Origin of the sequence: Ferrovibrio terrae, from assembly GCF_007197755.1 — a bacterium.
Lineage (GTDB): Bacteria > Pseudomonadota > Alphaproteobacteria > Ferrovibrionales > Ferrovibrionaceae > Ferrovibrio > Ferrovibrio terrae.
In genome coordinates this window covers 414,155-430,311 of sequence record NZ_CP041636.1, presented here as the reverse complement: position 1 = coordinate 430,311, position 16,157 = coordinate 414,155, and the positions used below count along the sequence as shown (strand labels likewise).

Here is a 16,157-nt window from a genome sequence, read left to right as displayed (position 1 = left end):
GACATGGCACTGGTGAATGTCACCGTCAACAACAGGCTTTACGAAGTCGGCTGCGATGACGGCGAGGAAGAACAGGTCCGCCGCCTGTCGGGTGTGCTCGACAAACGCGTGCGCGAACTGGCCGCCCTGGTCGGCCAGGTGGGCGAAGCGCGGCTGATGCTGATGACCGCTTTGACACTGGCCGACGACCTGGAACAGGCGCAGCGCGACGTGGCCGAGATGCGCCAGGCCGTCTCGGCCATGCAAACCGAGCAAAAAACCGCCACAGACGGCGCAGATGCGCTGGTTGGGCTGGCAAAGCGGCTGGAAGACATTGCCGCGCGGCTGGAGAGTCCCTAAATATACCGGTGGACGGGTACTGCCCGGTGCGTGGGTTTTCATAACCCTGGGGCCAATGCTCATCTCTACGGGAGCTGTCCCTGCCGAGACCCTGGTCTCGATCATACGGTGCCCACCTGGTACGCCAGGCCACAGAGGTTTGTACATACTTACGGCCAGGGTGGTCCCGTCCACTTTCCCCCCACCGCTCAAATTGATCTGCTGGCGCGACCTTGATCACCCCTAGCGCAATGACTGGCGACCCTGATCTCGACCGCCGCAAGGCCAGCCTGCGCGCCAAGCTGAAGGCGCGCCGCGCCGAAGCCGCGCAAGCGAATGACGGCGCGAACGGTGCTGCCATCGCCACGCTGGCAGCCGACCGTTTCATGGCGGCGATCCCGGTCGCGGTCGGCCAGATCGTGTCCGGCTACTGGCCGATGGATGATGAACTCGATCCGCGACCGCTGCTGATGCAGCTGCAGCGCAAGGGCGCGATGATCGTGCTGCCGGCCGTGCAGCAGGGTACACGCCTGCTGCAGTTCCGCCTGTGCGATGACCTGGCCGACCTGCCGCCGGCTGGCGCTTATGGAATCCCGGCCCCGGCGGCCACCGCCACCGCGCTGGTGCCCGATATCCTGCTGGTGCCGCTGGTGGGATTCGACCGCGAAGGCTTTCGGCTCGGCATGGGCGGCGGCTATTACGATGCCACGTTGCAGGGCCTGCGCGCGGTGGTAGACAAGAAGATACTGGCCGTGGGCTATGCCTTCGCGGTACAGCAGGTGGCAGAGTTGCCGCATGCGGCGCATGATGAACGACTGGACTGGGCCGTCACCGAACGGGGCGCGGTCAGGTTTGCCAGCGAAAGACAGTCCTGAGAGATTAAACGGATGAAACTTCTTTATTGCGGCGATGTGGTCGGCCGGTCGGGCCGCGATGCAGTGGTCCAGCGCATTCCTGAATTGCGCAGTCGCCTTGGTCTCGATTTCATACTGGTCAACGGCGAGAATGCCGCGGCCGGTTTCGGTATCACCGGAAAAATCTGCGAAGACTTCTATGCCGCCGGCGTCGATGTGATCGTGCTGGGCAACCATGCCTGGGACCAGCGCGAGACGCTGAGCTACATCAATTCTGATCCCAGGCTGCTGCGACCGCTGAATTACCCGAAGGGCACGCCCGGCAAGGGCGCTGCTGTCTACACGCTGAACAGCGGCAAAAAGGTGCTGGTGGTGCAGGTGATGGGCCGCATCTTCATGGACCCGCTGGACGATCCGTTTGCCGCCGTTGAAGGCGAGTTGTCCAAATACCGCCTGGGCGCGGGCGTCGATGCCGTCATCGTCGACATCCATGGCGAGGCGACCTCGGAGAAGATGGCGATGGGCCATTTCTGCGACGGGCGTGCCTCGCTGGTCTGCGGCACGCACAGCCATATCCCGACCGCCGATGCGCAGATCCTGCCCGGCGGCACGGCCTATCAGACCGATGCCGGCATGTGCGGCGACTACAACTCGGTGATCGGCATGGAAAAGACCGAGCCGCTCAACCGCTTCACCCGCAAGATTCCGGGCGGACGTTTTGAGCCCGCGAACGGCGAGGGCACGCTCTGCGCCGTCTATGTCGAAACCGACGACCGCACCGGGCTGGCCACGAAGATCGCGCCGCTGCGTCTTGGTGGCCGCCTGTCGCAGGCTGATCTTTAGGGGCCTCGATGGGCGGCCGTTTCGACGCGCTGCTGAAAGAGGTTCGCGGCTGCAGCTTCTGCGCCGCCCATCTGCCGCTCGGTCCGCGCCCTGTCGTGCGGATGCAGCGCAGCGCGAGACTGCTGATCATCGGCCAGGCGCCCGGCACGAAAGTGCATGAAACCGGTATCCCGTGGAATGACCGCAGCGGCGATGTGCTGCGCGACTGGCTCGGCATGGATCGCGCGCAGTTCTACGATGAAAGCCGTATCGCCATCATGCCAATGGGTTTCTGTTATCCCGGCGTCGATCCGAAGGGTGGCGACAATCCGCCCCGGCCGGAATGCGCGCCGCGCTGGCACGAGCGCCTGCTGGCGCATCTGCCCGATATCCGGCTGACGCTGCTGGTCGGGCAGTATGCGCAGAAGCAGTATCTTGGTCCGCGCCGTGGCGGGACCATGACCGAGACCGTGCGGCGCTTCCGCGACTATCTGCCGGACGGCTATTTCCCGCTGCCGCATCCGAGCTGGCGCAATCTCGGCTGGCAGAAGAAGCAGCCGTGGTTCGCAATCGAAACACTGCCGGCGTTGCGTAAGGCTGCAGGACGCGCGTTGAAACAGGCCTATGGATAGGCCGGCGTTTCGCGCGGCACGAAATCGACGATGCAGAACAGCATGTTCACGCTGGTGCCGTCGGCCGACAACGGCATCACGAGGTCGACCACCGACATGAAATCCTTGTGCGGGCCTACGTAGGGCACGCGGCTGATATGCGGTTGGCGCGTATCGGTCACACTTGCCAGGTTCTGCCAGATCCGGCTGTCCGGCTGCTGGTGCGGCAACTCGCTCATCCATTTGCCGGTATAGCGCGCATTCATCATCGCATCCGTCACCGTGCCAATCAGCCGATAACGGAAATCCAGCGTCCAGCCTGGCTTGGCGTCGCGCAGCACATCCATCAGGATCAGATACGGCAGCAGCGGCTTGATCTCGGCCGGATCGAGATCGGCGCGCGACGGCATCGGCCGGCTGCCGCATTTCGCGGCCCAGTACTCGAACGCCAGCCGCAGGCGCGGCGTGGCCGAATCCAAATCCAACGCGGTCATGCGCGGCCGGCAATCCTGAAAAGATGCTGTGCAGGGGAGGGGTAACGGGCGGGAAAGTGGCACGAAACGCGGGAAAGCGCACCCCAAAAGTTACGGGGATGACCCCGTGGGGCTACGGTTCGCCTATCTGCCGCGCGGCGGATTGACCTCGCGCGGGATGAAATCCACCAGCGACATCAGCATGGTCACGCTGCGGTCGTCATCCGACAGCGGCAGCACCAGGTCGATCAGGGAGAGAAAATCCTTATGTGGCCCGACGTAAGGCACGCGGTGGAAGCGCGGCTGGCGCTGCTCCACCACCTCGCTGAAATTCAGCCACATCTGGCTGCCCGGCCGCTGTGCCGGCAGTTCGCTGAGCCGCAGGCCGGTGAAGCGGCGCGACATATGGGCATCCACGGTGGTGCCCATCAGGCGGTAGCGGAAATCGAGCGGCAGGTCTGGCGCGGAATTGTGCAGCACGTCGGTCAGCACGATATGCGGAAGAAAGGACTTCATCTCGATCGGGTCGAGATCGGCGCGCGAGGGCATGGCGCGGCCGCCGCGCTTGCTCTGCCAGTAATCATAGCCCCACAGCAGGGCCGGCGTTGCCTGCCGGCCCAGCAGCAGGTCGCGCATCGTCGACACATCAGGCTCCTGTCACAATCCCAGTCTCTCAGGGATTGTGCAGACGCAAAAGCGGATTCCGCTCAACCCATGGTAAGGGGCCATGGTAAGGGAGCCATGGGGAAGGGCCGTGGTGAAAGGCTGGAGTGGAGGCTGCGCTCAGCCGAGTTGCGTGAAGGGGTGCGTGCCGTCCTGCAGCCGCACGCCGCTGCCGGCGCCCGGTGCCAGATCGACGCAGACCAGCAGGCGGTCCACCGTCTCGCCGTCATCGGCCAGCGGCAGCACGATATGGAAAATGCTGCTGAACTCGCGGCTGCGGCCGACATAGGGCAGTACGCCGCGCACCGGCGCGCGGGCATCCATGGCAGCCATCAGATGGTCCCAGACCAGACTGGGCGCGCGCTGGTGCGGAATCTCGCTCAGCCGCCTGCCGGTATAGTCGTCGTTGCTGAGCGCGCGCATGCGGCTGCCCACTTCGAGGTAGCGGAAGTCGAGCGGCTCATGCTCGACGCCGAAGACCAGCACTTGTGCGGCCAGCGGCTCCAGCGTCGCGGCCGGGAACTGCCGCCGCGCCGGCATCTCGGCGCTGCCGCGGGCATCGAGCCAGAGCAGGTGCGCGCGGGTCAGGATTTCCGATTGCGGATAGCCCGGCAGGCCGCTGCCGGCGTTCGGCCGCCGGGCCAGCGCTGCTGCGGTGGCGAGTTGCATGAGGTCCATCATGCGAGTCTGCCCGGCTCCATCGGGTAATTCATTGATACCGCGAGGAATTCAGGACTTCCTCCGTTCCGGCGGTTGCCGCTGCGGAACCTGCCGACCTTATCGCCGTGAGTCAGGCTGTGCAATCCGACCTTGGACCAAATCGGCGATCGCTCCGCCTGGCGGAACACGCCTGCCCCGGCTTGCTGCTTGGCCGACTTGATTTTGAGGGGCGGCGGCAGTATCCGGGCACCCGCTTCGGGGTTCGGCAGATAAAGCTGCCGAAATATGATAAACATGCCCGATTCGCTCGGTTTTTCACGCTTTAAGCAGGTTCGTCCATGGCCGGCCATTCCCAGTTTAAAAACATCATGCATCGCAAAGGCGCGCAGGATGCCAAGCGCGCCAAGGTTTTCACCAAGCTGATCCGCGAACTGACCACGGCCGCCCGCAGCGGCCAGCCCGATCCGGCAGCCAATCCGCGCCTGCGCGCCGCCATCCAGGCCGCCCGCGTCGCCAATATGTCGAAGGACACGCTCGAGCGCGCGATCAAGCGCGGCGCCGGCAACGATGCGGCCGACAATTACGAAGAGGTGCGGTATGAGGGCTACGGCCCCGGCGGTGTCGCCGTGATCGTCGAAGCGCTGACCGACAACCGCAACCGCACGGCGGGCGAAGTGCGCGCCGCCTTCTCCAAGAATGGCGGGGCGCTGGGCGAGACCAATTCGGTCGCCTTCATGTTCGACCGTGTCGGCGAGATCGTTTTCCCGGCGGCTGCCGGCACGCCTGAGGCGCTGTTCGAAGGCGCGCTGGAGGCCGGTGCCGAGGACGTGCAGTCGGATGAAGAGGGCCACAGCGTCACCTGCGCGCAGGACGACTTTGCCGCGGTGCGCGAGGCGCTGGAAAAGACGTTCGGCGAGCCGAAATCGGCCAAGCTGGTGTGGAAGCCCAAGACCACCACGCCGGTCGAGGGCGAAAAGGCCGAAACGCTGTTCAAGATGATCGAAGTGCTGGAAGACAGCGACGACGTGCAGACCGTCTACGCCAATTTCGACATTTCGGAGGACGAGATGAAGCGGCTGGCAGGTTAGGCCCCGGTCGCGAAAGGACTCCGGTTTGGGTTCACCCATGCGCATCATCGGTCTCGATCCCGGCCTGCGGGCGACCGGCTGGGGCATCATCCATGCCGAAGGCAACCGGCTGAGCCATGTCGCGCATGGCATCATCCGCAGCAACCCGGATGATGAACTGGCGTACCGGTTGCGCAGCCTGCATGACGCTCTGATGGAACTGCTGCAGGAATGGCAGCCGCAGGCCGCCGCCGTGGAAGAGACTTTCGTGAACAAGAACCCGGCCTCGACGCTGAAGCTCGGCCAGGCGCGCGGCGTGGTGCTGCTGGCGCCGGCACAGGCCGGGCTTCCGGTCGCGGAATACGCGGCGACCGAAGTGAAGAAGGCGGTCGTCGGCACCGGGCGTGCCGACAAGGACCAGGTGCATGCCATGGTGAAGCGCCTGTTGCCGGGCTGTAATGTCACTGGCACCGACGCCGCCGATGCGCTGGCGGTCGCCATCTGCCATGCGCATAACGCGGCGACATCGCGCCGTATTATGGCGGCGGAAGTGAGGGCGGCGCGATGATCGCCAAGCTCAGCGGATTGCTCGACAGCGTGGCCGAGACCTTCTGCATCCTCGATGTGAACGGCGTCGGCTACCAGGTCTTCTGCTCAGGCAGAACCTTGCGCAACCTGCCGCGGCCGGGCGAAGCCGTACGGCTGCATGTCGAGACGCATGTGCGCGAAGACCATATCCATCTGTTCGGCTTTGTGTCGCCGTCCGAGCGGGAATGTTTCAACCTGCTGCAGACCGTGCAGGGCGTCGGCGCCAAGGTGGCGCTCGGCATTCTCTCGACGCTGGCGCCCGATGAGCTGTTTCGCGCCATCGCCTCGGCCGACAAGACCTCGCTGAACCGCTGCGACGGCGTTGGCCCCAAGCTGGCCGTGCGCCTGATCACCGAACTGAAGGACAAGGTCGGCGGCATCGCGCTCGGCCCGGTGGCCAGTGCGACGTCTGCTGAAACCGCAGCAGCCGAAACGGCCGGCGGCCCGGTCGCCGATGCGCTGTCTGCGCTGGTCAATCTCGGTTACAAGCGCGCCGACGCCTTTGGCGCCGTCACGACGGCGGCGCGCAATCTCGGCGACAAGGCCAATGTGCAGCAGCTGATCCCGGCCGCGCTCAAGGAGCTGGCGCGATGAGCGAGGCACCTCGAATGGTCTCAGGCGCAAAAGCCGAGAACGACGATCTTGAGCGTCATCTGCGCCCGCAGGTGCTGGGCGATTTCATCGGCCAGGCGCGTGCGCGTGAAAACCTCAACATCTTCATCCAGGCTGCCAAGGACCGCGGCGAGGCGCTGGATCATGTGCTGTTCCACGGCCCGCCGGGTCTGGGCAAGACCACGCTGGCGCAGATCGTGTCGCGCGAACTCGGCGTCAACTTCAAGGCGACGTCTGGCCCGGTGATCGCCAAGGCCGGCGACCTGGCCGCCCTGCTGACCAATCTGGAAGCACGCGACGTGCTGTTCATCGACGAGATCCACCGCCTCAATCCGGCCGTGGAGGAAATCCTCTATCCGGCGATGGAAGACTTCCAGCTCGACCTGATCATCGGCGAGGGGCCCTCGGCGCGCAGCGTGCGCATCGACCTGCCGCCGTTCACGCTGGTCGGCGCCACCACGCGGTCCGGCCTGCTGACCACGCCGTTGCGCGAACGCTTCGGCATTCCGCTGCGGCTGAATTTCTACGAGGTCGAGGAACTCGAACTGATCGTGCGGCGCGGCGCCCGTATCCTCGATCTCGAACTCGATGCCTCGGGCGCGCGCGAGATCGCCCGCCGGGCGCGCGGCACGCCGCGGGTGGCTGGCAGGCTCCTGCGCCGGGTGCGCGACTTCGCCGTCTATGCCAAGGCGAAGATCGTCGATGCCGCCACCGCCGATGCGGCTTTGCTGCGGCTGGAAGTGGATGCGCGCGGCCTCGATGCCATGGACCGGCGTTATCTCACCACGATTGCCCGCGATTTCTCCGGCGGGCCGGTCGGCGTCGAAACCATTGCCGCCTCGCTGTCGGAACCGCGCGACGCGCTGGAAGACATCATCGAGCCGTATCTGATCCAGCAGGGCTTCCTGCAGCGCACGCCGCGCGGCCGCCTGCTGACCCCGGCCGCCTTTGCCCATATCGGCCTGACGCCGCCCGCCGGGCTTGGCGTGAATCAGTTAGACCTTCTGGGCGATGACGATGTCTGAGCATCGCTACGCCTTGCGGGTGCAATGGGAGGATACCGATGCCGCCGGCATCGTGTATTACGCCAACTACCTGCGCTTCATCGAACGCGGCCGGTCCGACCTGCTGCTGCAGAACGGCATCGACCAGCGCGGGCTGATCGAGTCGGAAAACGGCGCCGCCTTCGCCGTGCGGGCCTGCAATGTGGACTATCTGAAACCGGCCCGGCTGCATGAGGAGCTGGTTGTTACAACCGCCATTACCGAACTGCGTGGTGCCAGCCTGACCCTGGGACAGGAGGTCTGGCGCGGCGCGGAGCTGCTGGTCCGGGCCGAGGTCAAGCTGGTCTGTATCGACGCAAAAGGCCGTGCGCGGCGGGTGCCGCAGCCGGTTGCGGCGCTTTTCGCCACACTTTCACCAAATTTATCGCATTGATCTGCTAACTCTTAACCAAAGGATTCGAACTTATGGACAGGACCGTCAGCGCCGCGCAGCTCGGGGGCTCTTCTGTGGCCACCGATCTTTCGCTCTGGGCGCTCTTCCTTCAGGCCGACTGGATCGTCAAGGCCGTCATGCTGATGCTCATCCTGGCCTCGTTCTGGTCCTGGGCGATCATCTTCGACAAGCTGATCAAGATTCGCCGCACCATCATCGACACCGACAAGTTCGAAAACGACTTCTGGTCGGGCGGTTCGCTGGATGCGCTGTATGACCGCCTCTCGATGGCCGGTCCGCAGCATCCGATGGCCGTGCTGTTCGTCGCCGCGATGCGCGAATGGCGCCGCTCCACCGAGCGCGGCCTGGTGCGCGGCACCAAGGGCCTCGGCTCGCTGCAGGTCCGCATCAACCAGGTGATGCGTGTCTCCATCGACCGCGAGATGGAGCGCCTGGAGCGTTATCTCGGCTTCCTCGCCTCGGTCGGTTCGGTCTCGCCCTTCGTCGGCCTGTTCGGCACGGTCTGGGGCATCATGAACTCCTTCCACGCCATCGCCTCGTCCAAGAACACCTCTCTGGCCGTGGTGGCGCCGGGCATCGCGGAAGCGCTGTTCGCCACTGCGCTGGGGCTTCTCGCGGCGATTCCGGCCGTCATGGCCTACAACAAGTTTTCCAACGATCTCGGCCGGCTGAACGTGCGGCTCGAAGGCTTTGCCGGCGAGTTCTCCGCGCTGATGTCGCGCCAGCTTGACGAAGAGGCGGCCTGACCATGGGTATGTCCACCGGAGGCGGCTCGACCCGCGGCGGCCGCATGCGGCGCGCGCCGATGTCGGAAATCAACGTGACTCCGCTGGTCGACGTGATGCTGGTGCTGCTGATCGTGTTCATGGTCGCGGCCCCGCTGCTCACCGTCGGCGTGCAGGTCGACCTGCCCAAGACCCAGGCGGCGGCGATCCAGGGCCAGGACGAACCCTTAAGCGTCACCATCGACGCCAAGGGCGTCGTTTACCTTCAGGAAAGCCCGATTGAAGTAGATCAGCTGGTGGCGCGTCTGCAGGCGATTGCCGGCAACGCGTCCGAGCGCCGCATCTTCGTGCGCGGCGACCAGGCCATCAATTACGGCAAGGTGCTGGAAGTGATGGGCGTCATCAATACCGGCGGCTTCACCAAGGTGGCGCTGGTCGGCAATCCGCCCAATGCCGCCCCCCGGCGTTAACCGGGCGGTCGGTAAGGCGTAAGAGTAGAGGGTCAGGGCAGGGTGCAGCGACAGTCCTACATATTCTCGGCGAGCCTGCATGCCGGCATTCTGGCGGTCGGCATCTTCGGCTTGCCCTACTGGTGGGAGAAGCCGCGCGAGCCCGAGCCGATGGTCGTGCTGGCCGAGTTCGCGCCGATTGCCGAGAAGACCAACGTGCCCAAGCCGCAGCCGCAGGTCGTCGAGACCAAGGCGCCGCCCAAGGAAGAGCCGGTACCGGAAGCCAAGCCCGCGCCCGAGCCGCCCAAGCCGCAGCCGCAGGCGGCCGCCCCGCCGCCACCGCCTCCCCCGCCGACACCTGAGCCGCCCAAGCAGGCCGAGGCCCCCAAGCCGCAGCCGATGCCCGAGCCGCAGCCGTCTGCCAAGCCGCTGCCCAAGCCCAAGGAAGTGGTCGAGACGCCCGAGCCGCCGAAGGTGGCCGAGAAGCCGAAACCGGAAGTGAAGCCCGCGCCGCCCAAGCCGACGCAGCAGCGCACGGAAGACAAGAGCAAGACGCCGAACTTCTCGGATGTCGCGGCATTGGTGAACAAGATGAAGGCGCCGCCGGCCCCGACGCCGCAGCAGGCGCCGCAGACCGCCTCGCGCACGCCGCCGGCCGCCGCGCCGCGCGCCGAGGGGCCGTCGAATCCCAATCAGCCCATTTCGATGAGCGAGAAGGATTTCATCCGCAAGCAGGTGGAAGACAAGTGGCAGTTCGATATTGGCGCCAAGGATGCGGGCAATCTTCAGGTGCGCATCCGTTTCAGCCTGAATCCAGACGGTTCGTTGCGCCAGCAGCCTGAGATCGTCGATCAGGCTCGCATGTTCATTCCGGGCAACGAAAGCTATCGCGCTGCGGCTGAGTCCGCGCGTCGCGCCGTGCTCAAGGCCGTGCCGTTCCAGTTGCCGCCGGGCGACCGCGACAAGTGGGGCCAGGAAATCATTCTGAACTTCGATCCGCGCATGATGCTGGGCGGATAAAAATGACAGGGAGACAGTGATGCTTCGGATGCCGAGTTTGCCCCGCCACCGATCGGCGGCTGGCATGATGAAGGCCAATCTGCGCAGCTGGGTGCTGGCGCTGCTGGCGATAGTGCTGGTCGCGCCGCAGGTGCGCGCCGCGGTCGAGATCGACATCACGCGCGGCAACTTCAAGCCGGTGCCGATCGCGATTTCCGATTTCGATGCCGACAATCCGCAGGCGCTGAAGATCGGCACTGACGTTGCCGCCGTGATCCGCGCTGATCTCGAACGCTCCGGCCTGTTCAAGCCGGCCGATCCCAAGGCGCATATCCAGTCGCCGGCCCAGATGCGCGTTCAGCCGCGTTTCCAGGACTGGCGCGTGATCAATGTCGATGCACTGGTCAACGGCCGCATCGAAATGCAGGCCGATGGCCGCCTGCGCGGCGAATTCCGCCTGTGGGACGTGGCCGCCGAAAATCAGATGACCGGCCTGGCGCTGTTCACCACGCCCGACAACTGGCGTCGCCTGGCGCATCTGATCGCCGATGCGATCTACAAGCGCGTCACCGGCGAAGACGGCTACTTCGACACCCGCATCGTCTATGTCTCGGAAAGCGGCCCGCCGGATCGTCGCGTGAAGCGCCTCGCGATCATGGACCAGGATGGCGCGAACCATCGTATGCTTACCGATGGCCGCTTCCTGGTGCTGACGCCGCGTTTCAGCCCGGGCCAGCAGGAAATCACGTATCTGAGCTATTTCAACGAAAAGCCGCGCGTCTACCTGTTCAACATCGATACCGGACAGCAGGAACTGGTCGGCGATTTCCCCGGCATGACCTTTGCGCCGCGCTTCTCGCCGGACGGCAATCGCGTGATCATGTCGCTGGCGTCTGACGGCAATTCGGATGTCTACATGATGGATCTGCGCACGCGACAGCGGCAGCGTCTGACCACCGATCCGGGCATCGACACCTCGCCGAGTTTCGCGCCCGATGGTCGCCGCATCACCTTCAACTCGGATCGCGGCGGCACCAAGCAGATCTACGTGATGAATGCCGATGGTTCGGACCAGAAGCGCGTCAGCTTCAGCCAGGGCCGCTACTCGACGCCGGTCTGGTCGCCGCGCGGCGACCTGATCGCCTTCACCAAGGAGTATCAGGGCCAGTTCTCGATTGGCGTGATGCGTCCCGATGGTTCGGGCGAGCGCATCCTGTCGTCGAACGCGGTGGTGCAGGAAGCACCGACCTGGGCGCCGAATGGTCGCGTGCTGATGTTCTATCGCGAGACGCCATCGAACGCGCAGGGCCGTGGCCAGCGCGTGCGCCTGATCTCGATCGACCTCACCGGCTTCAACGAGCGGGAAATTCCCACCCCGGCGGATGCCTCCGATCCGGCCTGGTCGCCGCTATCGGCTCTTGTGCGCTGATTGCTCGCTTTTGGCCAAGCTGCGCTTGGCCAAAAGCGCAGTTTAAGCTTGGCCGGGCCGAGTCGAGGGCTCCAGCCTGTGGGTAACTAGGTTCATCCGGACCCCTGTTGCAGAAATGCCGCAGGGGTCCGTTTAGTCTTTACAAGCCCTTAGGCCTATTGATTCACCAAAAACCGGCCGATATAGTCGATCGTGACGTAATGGCTCGAACCTCGGGGTTCCGGCAACGTTTGCCCTTGGCTATGGAAATGGTTTCCAGCCCTGAGGCGGCGACCGGCAAAGCTTGGGGATCTGTCACACGCTCCGTGTTCGGATCAAAGATTCTAAGCCCGACCATGGAACGCAAGTTGCGCTTCGCTGTTCAGGTACCTGACTCACTTCTCGAAACCCTTGGAGGGATAATAAAAATGCGCCTCAACACCTTCGGCTCCAAGTTCCTGGCCGTGGCTGCCGTGGGCATGCTCGTTGCCGCTTGCTCGTCCGATCCGGCTCCGACCGCTTCGACCAGCGGCGCCGGCGGCGCCACCGCCACTGCTGCCGCTCCGGCTGCCAGCATCGCGCCGGGCACCGTGCAGGACTTCCAGGTCAACGTCGGCGACCGCGTCTTCTTCGACTATGACAAGTTTGAAGTGAAGCCGGCCGGCAAGGCCACGCTCGACAAGCAGGCTGCTTGGCTGAAGCGCTACGGCCAGTGGAAGGTTGTCATCGAGGGTCATGCCGACGAACGCGGCACCCGCGAATACAATCTGGCGCTCGGCGAGCGTCGCGCCAATGCCGTCAAGACCTACCTGGTCAACCAGGGCATCCCGGCGAACCGCGTCACCACGATCTCCTACGGTAAGGAGCGTCCGGTGGCTCTCGGTTCGAACGAGGCCGCCTGGGCCCAGAACCGTCGCGGTGTGACGGTCCTGTCGAACTAATTCAGGCGCGGCCAAGTTAGCCCACTGGGCACGCCTCGGCTGCACTGGAGTTCTTTGAAACACCCGTCTGCGCAAGCAGGCGGGTGTTTTGATTCCGGCGCTGAATCTGTCAGTCATCTGTTTGATTCAGCTATTCGGGTCGGATTGCGGCACTTTTTTCTCGGCCAGTGGTTCGGTGCATAGAGCGAGTTTTCTGTCTCCGCCGCAGTTCTGCCGCAAAAGATTCGCCATTCCGCCGTAAAAGCCAGGCTTAGCTTTGCCAGTGAGCTTTACGGTGGGCAGTGCAACAAAAAAGGGGAGTTCCCAAAATGCAGCGTATTACGATGGTGCGGTCCATGCTGGCCGCGGTGCTTGTGCTCGGTCTGGCCGCTTGTGAAAGCGCGCCGCAGCAGGACAGCTCGGTGAGCGGTGCCGGCGGCCGTGGCAGCACAGGCACCGGTGTTGCCACCAGCCCGATGGGCGGCGTCGGCACCAGCACCTTGGGCGGCCGTGAAGGCGCCCAGCAGCAGCTGGCCACGGAAGCCGGCGACCGCGTGCTGTTCGAAACCGATTCCCATTCGCTCAACAACCAGGCTGTCAGCATCCTGGAGCGCCAGGTCGCCTGGCTGAAGCGGAACGGCCAGTGGCGCATTGTGGTCGAAGGCCATTGCGACGAACGCGGCACCCGCGAATACAACCTGGCGCTCGGTGATCGCCGCGCCACCGCGGTGCGCAATTACCTGGTCAACCAGGGCATCCCGGCCAGCCGCGTGACCACGATCTCCTACGGCAAGGAACGCCCGGTCGCTGTCGGCAACAACGACAGCGCCTGGACGCAGAACCGCCGCGGCGTGACCACGCTGCAGAACTAACTGATGAAGGTTCGCCCGCCCTCTTTGCAGACGGCGGCGAACCTCTGATGATCACAACGGCGGGGCGCAAATCTGCGTCCCGCCGTTGCTTGTCGCCATGCTTTTGACGTAAACCCCGGTAAACTCGGCAATCTGCCCGATTCGTCCATCAGGGGTTCGCCCATGTCTGCGCCGCTCGTCGCCCGTCTGTCTGTTGTCCTGCTGCTTGCTGCTACGGCTTTGCCCGTCGCCTTTACGACTGCATGGGCGCAGGACGCCCAGACCATCGACCGCATCAACCGCCTGGAGCGTGACCTGCAGACCCTGCAGCGTCAGGTCTATCGCGGCGGTACGCCGCCTGCCTCCGCGCCGTCTTCGGGTGGCGGCAGCCTCACCGATACCAGCAGCGACGGCTCGTCCGCAGCCAACCGGCTGAACTCGCGCATCGACGAGCTGGAAAACCAGATCCGCCAGATGACCGGCCGCTTCGAGGAAGTGGAATTCGCCTCCAGCCAGGCCAATCGCCGCATCGACAAGCTGGTCGAGGATGTCGATTTCCGCCTCAACCAGCTTGAGCGCGGCGGCCAGCCGCCCGCTGGTCAGCCGCAGCAGGGCAGCGTCGAACAGGTGAAGCCGACCGCACAGCAGCAGGGCGTGCCCGCACCGGGCACACCGGTCGCGCGCGGCTCGACGTCTGCCACGCCGGGTCAGGCGCCGTCCCGCGAAGGTGTGCTGGGTTCGGTGCCGGTCGATGCGCAGGGGCGTCCGCTGCCTGCCACCAACAACGCCCAGCAGCAAAATCAGCAGACCGCGCGCGCCACTGCGCCGGCCTCGGGCCGGGGCAAGCTGCCGGCCGGTACGCCGCAGGAGCGCTACAACTACGCCTACAAGCTGCTGGTGCAGAGCGACTATGCCGATGCCGAATCCGCCTTCCGCGAATTCGTCAGCGCGCATGGCCAGGATGCACTGGCCGGCAATGCGCAATACTGGCTCGGCGAGACCTATTACGTGCGCGGCCAGTATGAGCCGGCGGCGCAGGCCTTCCTGCAGGGCTATCAGGGCTATCCGAAAAGCGCCAAGGCGCCCGACAGCCTGCTGAAGCTCGGCATGTCGCTGTCGGCGATGAAGAAGAACCCGGAAGCCTGCGCGGCACTCGGCCAGCTCGGCAAGGAATTCGCCTCGGCGCCGCCGCATGTGAAGGACGCCGCGACCCGCGAGCGCACCAAGATCGGCTGCAAGTAAACCCATGACGGCTGCGGGGGCAGTGGGTGCGGCGGAGTTCGACCGCTGCCTGCGGCCGCTGCTGGCGGACGACAAACCCGCGGCGCTCGCCGTTGCCGTGTCTGGCGGCGCCGACAGCGTGGCGCTGGCGCTGCTGACTGCGGACTGGGCCAGCAAAAGACGCATCGCGGTGTTGCCGCTGATCGTCGATCACCGGCTGCGGCCGGAGTCCACGAAAGAGTCGCGCCATGTCGCAGGTCTGCTGCGCAAGACCGGGCTGACGCCGAAAATCCTCACCTGGGATGCGAAGACCAAACCCACCGCCAATCGCCAGGCACTGGCCAGGGACGCGCGCTATGCGCTGCTGGCGGAAGAATGTGCGCGGCAGGGCATCCGCCACCTGCTGCTGGCGCATCACCGCGACGACCAGGCCGAGACCCTGCTGCTGCGCGCCCTGCGCGGCTCCGGCATCGACGGGCTGGCGGCGATGCAGCCGCGCAGTCTGCGTGGGGACAGCCTGATCCTGCTGCGCCCGCTGCTCGATTTGCCGAAGGCGCGGCTGGTCGCGACGCTGAACAAACGTAAACAGGCCTGGGTCGAAGACCCCAGCAACGCCAATGCCTCGTTCCAGCGCGTGCGCGTGCGGGCCGCCCTCGACCTGCTCAGCGACAACGACGCCGCACACCGCGCCGAACTGGTGCAGCATCTGGCGCAGACCGCGAGGAACTTCGCCCGCACCCGCGCGCTGCTCGACGCTGCCGCCTACGACCTGCTGCATGCGTCCGTGCAGCTGACGCCGGCCGGCTGCGCCTGGCTCGATCCGGCCGGGCTGATCGCGGCCGAGGACGAACTGGCCTTGCGTGCGCTGGTCAAGCTGCTCGGCGCCATCGGCGGGATCAGCGTGCCGCCGCGGCTGGACGGCCTGCAGCGCCTGCTGGAGGCGTTACGCAGCGGAAAGTCTTTGCCACTGACCCTGCATCGCTGCCTGCTGACCAGGATCAAGGGCGAGGCGCGCTTGCTGGTCTGCCGCGAGGCGCGCTACCTGCCGCCCGCGCAGCCCCTGACCGCCATGCTGTGGGATGGCCGGTTCCGCATCGCGGTGGCGAAACCGGTCCGTGGCGTCAGCATTGCTCCGCTTGGCCGGGACACGTTACCCGCCGCGGCCACGCTGGCTTTGCCTAAAGTCGCATGGCCGGCTCTGCCGGCGCTGCGCCGGGCCGATGGCCGCCTGCTGGCCGTGCCGGGTCTTGGCTGGGGGCAAATGCCGGCCAATGTAACAATCTCTTTCCAGCCGGCGCTTCCAGCCGCATTTCCAGCCTGAATCGCGCAGAATCTCGGGCGGTAACCGCTTGTTTAGCCCTGAGACGTGCATATCTATGGTTTGTGCCGGCTAAAATCGGCTAAAATTTTTCCGTCTCCGGCGGACTGTGGGCCGGGGTGGGGTTTCGCGTGGAAAGG

General features: G+C 65.3%; 21 protein-coding genes and 1 other RNA gene. 18 read left to right on the top strand and 4 right to left on the bottom strand.

Features of this window, described 5'->3' with window-relative positions:
• Nucleotides 1–3: 3 nt before the first annotated feature.
• From FNB15_RS02040 to FNB15_RS02020, 5 genes are all read left to right on the top strand, one after another.
• On the top strand, nt 4–339 hold the full coding sequence (locus FNB15_RS02040) for a cell division protein ZapA (RefSeq protein ID WP_144067114.1): 336 nt from the start codon (nt 4–6) through the stop codon (nt 337–339).
• 13 nt (nt 340–352) lie between these two features.
• Nucleotides 353–510, top strand: a non-coding RNA gene (ssrS, locus tag FNB15_RS02035) — 6S RNA.
• Nucleotides 511–569: 59 nt separating this feature from the next.
• Nucleotides 570–1,193: a 5-formyltetrahydrofolate cyclo-ligase gene (locus tag FNB15_RS02030; protein ID WP_144067113.1), complete on the top strand. Its 624-nt coding sequence runs from the start codon at nt 570–572 to the stop codon at nt 1,191–1,193.
• Between the two features lie 12 nt (nt 1,194–1,205).
• The gene (locus FNB15_RS02025) at nt 1,206–2,015 is read left to right on the top strand and encodes a TIGR00282 family metallophosphoesterase (protein ID WP_144067112.1); all 810 of its coding nucleotides are present in this window, start codon (nt 1,206–1,208) and stop codon (nt 2,013–2,015) included.
• A gap of 8 nt (nt 2,016–2,023) precedes the next feature.
• Nucleotides 2,024–2,626 (top strand): uracil-DNA glycosylase family protein, encoded by a 603-nt coding sequence (locus tag FNB15_RS02020; protein ID WP_144067111.1) that lies wholly within the window; start codon nt 2,024–2,026, stop codon nt 2,624–2,626.
• Here the strand turns inward: FNB15_RS02020 and FNB15_RS02015 are convergent.
• The 4 genes from FNB15_RS02015 to FNB15_RS20905 all read right to left on the bottom strand — a co-directional run bounded on the left by FNB15_RS02015 (nt 2,617) and on the right by FNB15_RS20905 (nt 4,775).
• On the bottom strand, nt 2,617–3,099 hold the full coding sequence (locus FNB15_RS02015) for a PAS domain-containing protein (RefSeq protein WP_144067110.1): 483 nt from the start codon (nt 3,097–3,099) through the stop codon (nt 2,617–2,619). The two genes, FNB15_RS02020 and FNB15_RS02015, sit on opposite strands and share 10 nt — an antisense overlap.
• Before the next feature lie 123 nt (nt 3,100–3,222).
• On the bottom strand, nt 3,223–3,714 hold the full coding sequence (locus FNB15_RS02010; protein WP_246068842.1) for a PAS domain-containing protein: 492 nt from the start codon (nt 3,712–3,714) through the stop codon (nt 3,223–3,225).
• Nucleotides 3,715–3,861: 147 nt separating this feature from the next.
• The gene (locus tag FNB15_RS02005) at nt 3,862–4,422 is read right to left on the bottom strand and encodes a PAS domain-containing protein (protein WP_144067108.1); all 561 of its coding nucleotides are present in this window, start codon (nt 4,420–4,422) and stop codon (nt 3,862–3,864) included.
• Nucleotides 4,419–4,775 (bottom strand): hypothetical protein, encoded by a 357-nt coding sequence (locus FNB15_RS20905; RefSeq protein WP_185973840.1) that lies wholly within the window; start codon nt 4,773–4,775, stop codon nt 4,419–4,421. Before FNB15_RS20905 ends, FNB15_RS02005 begins: the two co-directional genes overlap by 4 nt.
• On the opposite strand from FNB15_RS20905, the gene FNB15_RS02000 reads away from it, so the two are divergent.
• From FNB15_RS02000 to tilS, 13 genes are all read left to right on the top strand, one after another.
• Nucleotides 4,740–5,489: a YebC/PmpR family DNA-binding transcriptional regulator gene (locus FNB15_RS02000; RefSeq protein ID WP_144067107.1), complete on the top strand. Its 750-nt coding sequence runs from the start codon at nt 4,740–4,742 to the stop codon at nt 5,487–5,489. The two genes, FNB15_RS20905 and FNB15_RS02000, sit on opposite strands and share 36 nt — an antisense overlap.
• Before the next feature lie 37 nt (nt 5,490–5,526).
• Complete coding sequence (gene ruvC / locus FNB15_RS01995; RefSeq protein ID WP_144067106.1) at nt 5,527–6,036, top strand: crossover junction endodeoxyribonuclease RuvC; 510 nt, start codon at nt 5,527–5,529, stop codon at nt 6,034–6,036.
• Nucleotides 6,033–6,650, top strand: a complete 618-nt coding sequence (gene ruvA, locus FNB15_RS01990) for a Holliday junction branch migration protein RuvA (RefSeq protein ID WP_144067105.1) — start codon at nt 6,033–6,035, stop codon at nt 6,648–6,650. Before ruvC ends, ruvA begins: the two co-directional genes overlap by 4 nt.
• Nucleotides 6,647–7,693, top strand: coding sequence for a Holliday junction branch migration DNA helicase RuvB (gene ruvB / locus FNB15_RS01985; RefSeq protein ID WP_144067104.1), 1,047 nt, complete (start codon nt 6,647–6,649; stop codon nt 7,691–7,693). Before ruvA ends, ruvB begins: the two co-directional genes overlap by 4 nt.
• Nucleotides 7,686–8,105, top strand: coding sequence for a YbgC/FadM family acyl-CoA thioesterase (locus tag FNB15_RS01980; RefSeq protein WP_144067103.1), 420 nt, complete (start codon nt 7,686–7,688; stop codon nt 8,103–8,105). The genes ruvB and FNB15_RS01980 overlap by 8 nt, the downstream gene beginning before the upstream one ends.
• Nucleotides 8,106–8,137: 32 nt before the next feature.
• Complete coding sequence (tolQ, locus tag FNB15_RS01975) at nt 8,138–8,872, top strand: protein TolQ (protein WP_144067102.1); 735 nt, start codon at nt 8,138–8,140, stop codon at nt 8,870–8,872.
• A 2-nt stretch (nt 8,873–8,874) separates the two neighbouring features.
• Entirely contained in the window at nt 8,875–9,321 is a 447-nt protein-coding gene (tolR, locus tag FNB15_RS01970; RefSeq protein ID WP_144067101.1) for a protein TolR, read from the top strand.
• Nucleotides 9,322–9,363: 42 nt separating this feature from the next.
• Complete coding sequence (locus tag FNB15_RS01965; protein WP_144067100.1) at nt 9,364–10,320, top strand: hypothetical protein; 957 nt, start codon at nt 9,364–9,366, stop codon at nt 10,318–10,320.
• A gap of 64 nt (nt 10,321–10,384) precedes the next feature.
• Nucleotides 10,385–11,728 carry a Tol-Pal system beta propeller repeat protein TolB gene (tolB, locus tag FNB15_RS01960; RefSeq protein WP_246068765.1) on the top strand — a complete coding sequence of 448 codons (1,344 nt, stop codon included), beginning with the start codon at nt 10,385–10,387 and terminating at the stop codon, nt 11,726–11,728.
• A gap of 407 nt (nt 11,729–12,135) precedes the next feature.
• The gene (pal, locus tag FNB15_RS01955; protein WP_144067099.1) at nt 12,136–12,648 is read left to right on the top strand and encodes a peptidoglycan-associated lipoprotein Pal; all 513 of its coding nucleotides are present in this window, start codon (nt 12,136–12,138) and stop codon (nt 12,646–12,648) included.
• Between the two features lie 308 nt (nt 12,649–12,956).
• Nucleotides 12,957–13,499, top strand: coding sequence for a peptidoglycan-associated lipoprotein Pal (pal, locus tag FNB15_RS01950; protein WP_144067098.1), 543 nt, complete (start codon nt 12,957–12,959; stop codon nt 13,497–13,499).
• 162 nt (nt 13,500–13,661) lie between these two features.
• Nucleotides 13,662–14,720 carry a tol-pal system protein YbgF gene (gene ybgF / locus FNB15_RS01945; protein ID WP_144067097.1) on the top strand — a complete coding sequence of 353 codons (1,059 nt, stop codon included), beginning with the start codon at nt 13,662–13,664 and terminating at the stop codon, nt 14,718–14,720.
• 4 nt (nt 14,721–14,724) lie between these two features.
• Entirely contained in the window at nt 14,725–16,020 is a 1,296-nt protein-coding gene (tilS, locus tag FNB15_RS01940; protein ID WP_144067096.1) for a tRNA lysidine(34) synthetase TilS, read from the top strand.
• Nucleotides 16,021–16,157: the final 137 nt, after the last annotated feature.

What these genes read in the sequence shown, in the direction of transcription:
- tolQ (WP_144067102.1), top strand. Translation starts at nt 8,138, where the DNA reads ATGGACAGGACCGTCAGCGCCGCGCAGCTCGGGGGCTCTTCTGTGGCC.
- FNB15_RS20905 (WP_185973840.1), bottom strand. Translation starts at nt 4,775, where the DNA reads ATGCATGATGTTTTTAAACTGGGAATGGCCGGCCATGGACGAACCTGC.
- FNB15_RS02020 (WP_144067111.1), top strand. Translation starts at nt 2,024, where the DNA reads ATGGGCGGCCGTTTCGACGCGCTGCTGAAAGAGGTTCGCGGCTGCAGC.
- FNB15_RS02030 (WP_144067113.1), top strand. Translation starts at nt 570, where the DNA reads ATGACTGGCGACCCTGATCTCGACCGCCGCAAGGCCAGCCTGCGCGCC.
- FNB15_RS02000 (WP_144067107.1), top strand. Translation starts at nt 4,740, where the DNA reads ATGGCCGGCCATTCCCAGTTTAAAAACATCATGCATCGCAAAGGCGCG.
- FNB15_RS02025 (WP_144067112.1), top strand. Translation starts at nt 1,206, where the DNA reads ATGAAACTTCTTTATTGCGGCGATGTGGTCGGCCGGTCGGGCCGCGAT.
- pal (WP_144067098.1), top strand. Translation starts at nt 12,957, where the DNA reads ATGCAGCGTATTACGATGGTGCGGTCCATGCTGGCCGCGGTGCTTGTG.
- tolR (WP_144067101.1), top strand. Translation starts at nt 8,875, where the DNA reads ATGGGTATGTCCACCGGAGGCGGCTCGACCCGCGGCGGCCGCATGCGG.
- tilS (WP_144067096.1), top strand. Translation starts at nt 14,725, where the DNA reads ATGACGGCTGCGGGGGCAGTGGGTGCGGCGGAGTTCGACCGCTGCCTG.
- ybgF (WP_144067097.1), top strand. Translation starts at nt 13,662, where the DNA reads ATGTCTGCGCCGCTCGTCGCCCGTCTGTCTGTTGTCCTGCTGCTTGCT.
- ruvB (WP_144067104.1), top strand. Translation starts at nt 6,647, where the DNA reads ATGAGCGAGGCACCTCGAATGGTCTCAGGCGCAAAAGCCGAGAACGAC.
- FNB15_RS01980 (WP_144067103.1), top strand. Translation starts at nt 7,686, where the DNA reads ATGTCTGAGCATCGCTACGCCTTGCGGGTGCAATGGGAGGATACCGAT.
- FNB15_RS02040 (WP_144067114.1), top strand. Translation starts at nt 4, where the DNA reads ATGGCACTGGTGAATGTCACCGTCAACAACAGGCTTTACGAAGTCGGC.
- FNB15_RS02015 (WP_144067110.1), bottom strand. Translation starts at nt 3,099, where the DNA reads ATGACCGCGTTGGATTTGGATTCGGCCACGCCGCGCCTGCGGCTGGCG.
- ruvA (WP_144067105.1), top strand. Translation starts at nt 6,033, where the DNA reads ATGATCGCCAAGCTCAGCGGATTGCTCGACAGCGTGGCCGAGACCTTC.
- pal (WP_144067099.1), top strand. Translation starts at nt 12,136, where the DNA reads ATGCGCCTCAACACCTTCGGCTCCAAGTTCCTGGCCGTGGCTGCCGTG.
- ruvC (WP_144067106.1), top strand. Translation starts at nt 5,527, where the DNA reads ATGCGCATCATCGGTCTCGATCCCGGCCTGCGGGCGACCGGCTGGGGC.
- tolB (WP_246068765.1), top strand. Translation starts at nt 10,385, where the DNA reads ATGATGAAGGCCAATCTGCGCAGCTGGGTGCTGGCGCTGCTGGCGATA.
- FNB15_RS02005 (WP_144067108.1), bottom strand. Translation starts at nt 4,422, where the DNA reads ATGATGGACCTCATGCAACTCGCCACCGCAGCAGCGCTGGCCCGGCGG.
- FNB15_RS02010 (WP_246068842.1), bottom strand. Translation starts at nt 3,714, where the DNA reads ATGCGCGACCTGCTGCTGGGCCGGCAGGCAACGCCGGCCCTGCTGTGG.